Here is a 3,038-nt window from a genome sequence, read left to right as displayed (position 1 = left end):
CGGTCGTACTACGGGTACAGCACCGGTGGCACGGACCTGAGCGTGAAGATTCAGACCGGCTATAGCGATTTCACCCGGATGAATCACCGCGAACCGAACGTCACGGAGCGGCGGGTCATTCGCGCTCGGGAGGGCGCACAGGCTTTTCATGAGGCGAAAGGCCGGCAGCCGGCCGACAAAGAAGAACTCGCCCGATACATCACTGCTGCGACGCGTCCGACGCAGCAAGCCGTCGCCGGATTCGACCTTGTGTTTTCGCCAGCGAAGAGCGTGTCGGTGCTCTGGGGTTTGGGTGATAACGAGACTCGGAAGGTGATCGAGAAGGCGCAGGATGCCGCGATTGCTGACACGGTGCTGTACCTAGAGCGTGAGGCGATCGCCACCCGTGCTGGGACGAATGGGGTCGCGCAGATCGACGTGGAGGGTGGCCTGATCGCGACGCGTTTCCGACACTACGATTCCCGCAACGGCGACCCTCAGCTGCACGACCACCTGGTCGTGGCGAACAAGGTCACGGGAGTGGACGGTAAATGGCGCACCATCGATTCCAAGCTGCTGCATCGCCAGGGTGTTGCCGCGTCTGAGTTCTACAATCAGCGCGTCATGGACAACGTCACGGACGCTCTCGGCCTGACGACGGAGCTGCGCGAGGTCGCTCCGGGTAAGCGTCCCGTGGTGGAGATCGCCGGCATCGACGAGCGCCTGACCGCCCAGTTCTCCACCCGCTCGGCCGATATTAAGAAGGCCGTTCGGAAACTGGAAAAGGACTACCGAGACACTCATGGTCGTAGCCCCGACGCGGCTGCCCGCATCAAACTCGCCGATCAGGCCACCCTCGAAACACGCCCCGCGAAAGCGCACGCCCGATCACTCTCCGCGCTGCGCGCACAGTGGACTGCGGCCGCGTCGGAGCGTGTCGGCGCGCGCACCGTGGCCGGTCTGTTGGAGAGCGCCCGCGCGGCCGCGGCACAGTCTCACGGCCGAGAGCCGCACCTGGTTGATGTGGACCAGGCTGCTCGTGAGGTGGTGGCGACGGTGTCGGAGCATCATGCGGTGTGGGGGCCGCACATGATCGAGGCGGAGGCCCGACGTTGGGTGCAGAAGGACAGCCGTTACGGTCAGGTTGCTGAGGGAACCGTGGAGTTGATCACTCGTCGGGCGTTGGAGACGGATTCCATCGCGGTGACTCCGCCGGCGCCGCACGGTTCGTTCCAACCGTTGACCCGGCGTGATGGGTCAAGTATTTACGATCACAAGGGCCGGATGCTGTTCACGTCCGCCGGTCTTCTGGCTGCCGAGGACGCCCTCCTGGCCGCGGGCCGTATCCGGTCGTTATCGCCGGTGTCGGCGGCGGAGTTTGACCGGACTGCGGCGGCGCACCGCGGTCCGTTGGACGCGGGCCAGCGCGCCCTCGCGCGTGAGTTCACGACATCCGGCACCCTACTGATCGTGGGGACGGGCCCGGCAGGGGCCGGGAAGACGACGGCTCTCGCGTTGGCGGCACGCGCGACCGAGGAAGCTGGCGGGCGCCTGATCGGCTTGGCCCCGTCGGCGACGGCCGCTGCGGTCTTCGGCGAGACGGTGAATGTCCCCGCGGTGACGATTCACTCCTTCGTCCGGGCGTATGAGACGCACGGAGATGTGGCACCTGGCAGCGGCCACCCGGACGAGTTGGTGTTGCGCCCGGGAGACATCGTCGTGGTCGACGAGGCGGGGATGGCCGGGACGATGAACCTCGCGAAAGTGACAGGTATTGCCGAGCGTCATGGCGCTCATGTGCGCCTGATCGGGGACGACCGGCAGTTGGCCGCTGTTGAATCGGGCGGCGCGCTGCGCCTGCTCGAGCGTGAGCTGGGGTCGATCAAGCTGGAAGAAATTCACCGCTTCACGTCCCCCGAGGAGGGTGAGGCGTCACGGATGCTGCGTGACCCGGCGACGGTGGGCGACCCGTTCCGCTGGTATGTCGACAACGCGAGGGTGACCGGCGGGGGCATTGACCGGATGACCGGTGATGTGTTCGCGGCGTGGCAGCACGATGACGAGGCCGGCACGAACGCCATCATGCTCGCACCGCACAACGTCACTGTTGCTGACCTCAATAGTCGGGCTCAGGCCTACCGGATGAGTGCCGGCATCGTGCGTGGCAGCACGTCGTCGCCGCTGCGCGACGGTCTGGCCGCGTATCGGGGCGACCGGATCGTGACCCGCGTCAACGACGCCACCCTCCGCACCGGCCGCGGCACCGACCGCGTCAAGAACGGTGACGTGTGGACGGTCGACAAAGTCCAGTCGGACGGTGCTTTAAGCGTCACGCACGCAGGTCACGGCGGCCGGATCACCCTGCCGGCTGTGTATGTGGCGACGTCGGTGGAGCTGGGTTATGCGTCGACCATTCACCGGGCGCAGGGCATGACCGCCGACACCGCCCATGTCCTGGCGGATGCGTCGACGTCGCGGGAGTTGATCTATGTGGGTGTGACTCGCGGTAAAGAAGCGAATTTCCTTTACGTCGAGATCGAGGAGGCCCAGCCGATGAGTGACGTCCTGGCCACTATCGCGGGGCACAGTGATGGGATGCTGTCCGCGCACGAGAGTATCCGGGCCGAGCAGGCCCGCGTCGACGACCTCGCAACACTCATTGACCAGTACGGGGACGTTGCTGAGCGGGCGAACACGGTTCGATTCAACCAACTTGTCCACGAGGTCCTCGACGAGAGTGACGCCCGGAACCTGACCGGCTCCGACAGTTGGGGCGCCGTTACGGCGGCCCTTGTCCGCGCCGAGACCCACGGTCTCGACCCGGCGACCGTGCTGGGTGAGTCGTGGAATGAACGAGATCTCGGGGACGCCGACGACGTTGGCGCGGTCATGTCGTTCCGGATGGAGCGCCGCATCGAATTCGCACCCACCCAGCAGGGCGAGACGCACGTCACGGCCGTGCCGGCGTGGATCGCTGATCGTAGTGCCCTGGACGCTGCAGGGACCGACCCGGCGTGGCGGGAGCATCTCGCCGAACGGTATGAGTATTTGGCGATCCG

1 protein-coding gene is annotated in these 3,038 nt (G+C 66.1%); it reads left to right on the top strand.

The genetic code is table 11. The features are described from left to right. Positions 1–42 precede the first annotated feature (42 nt). Positions 43–3,038 (top strand): MobF family relaxase (gene mobF, locus CXY75_RS00250; protein ID WP_146069289.1); only part of this gene is annotated, 2,996 nt, incomplete at its 3' end.

Source organism: Cryobacterium sp. Y11, assembly GCF_002929535.1.
Taxonomy (GTDB): domain Bacteria; phylum Actinomycetota; class Actinomycetes; order Actinomycetales; family Microbacteriaceae; genus Cryobacterium.
This window is presented reverse-complemented; position numbering and strand designations above follow the sequence as displayed.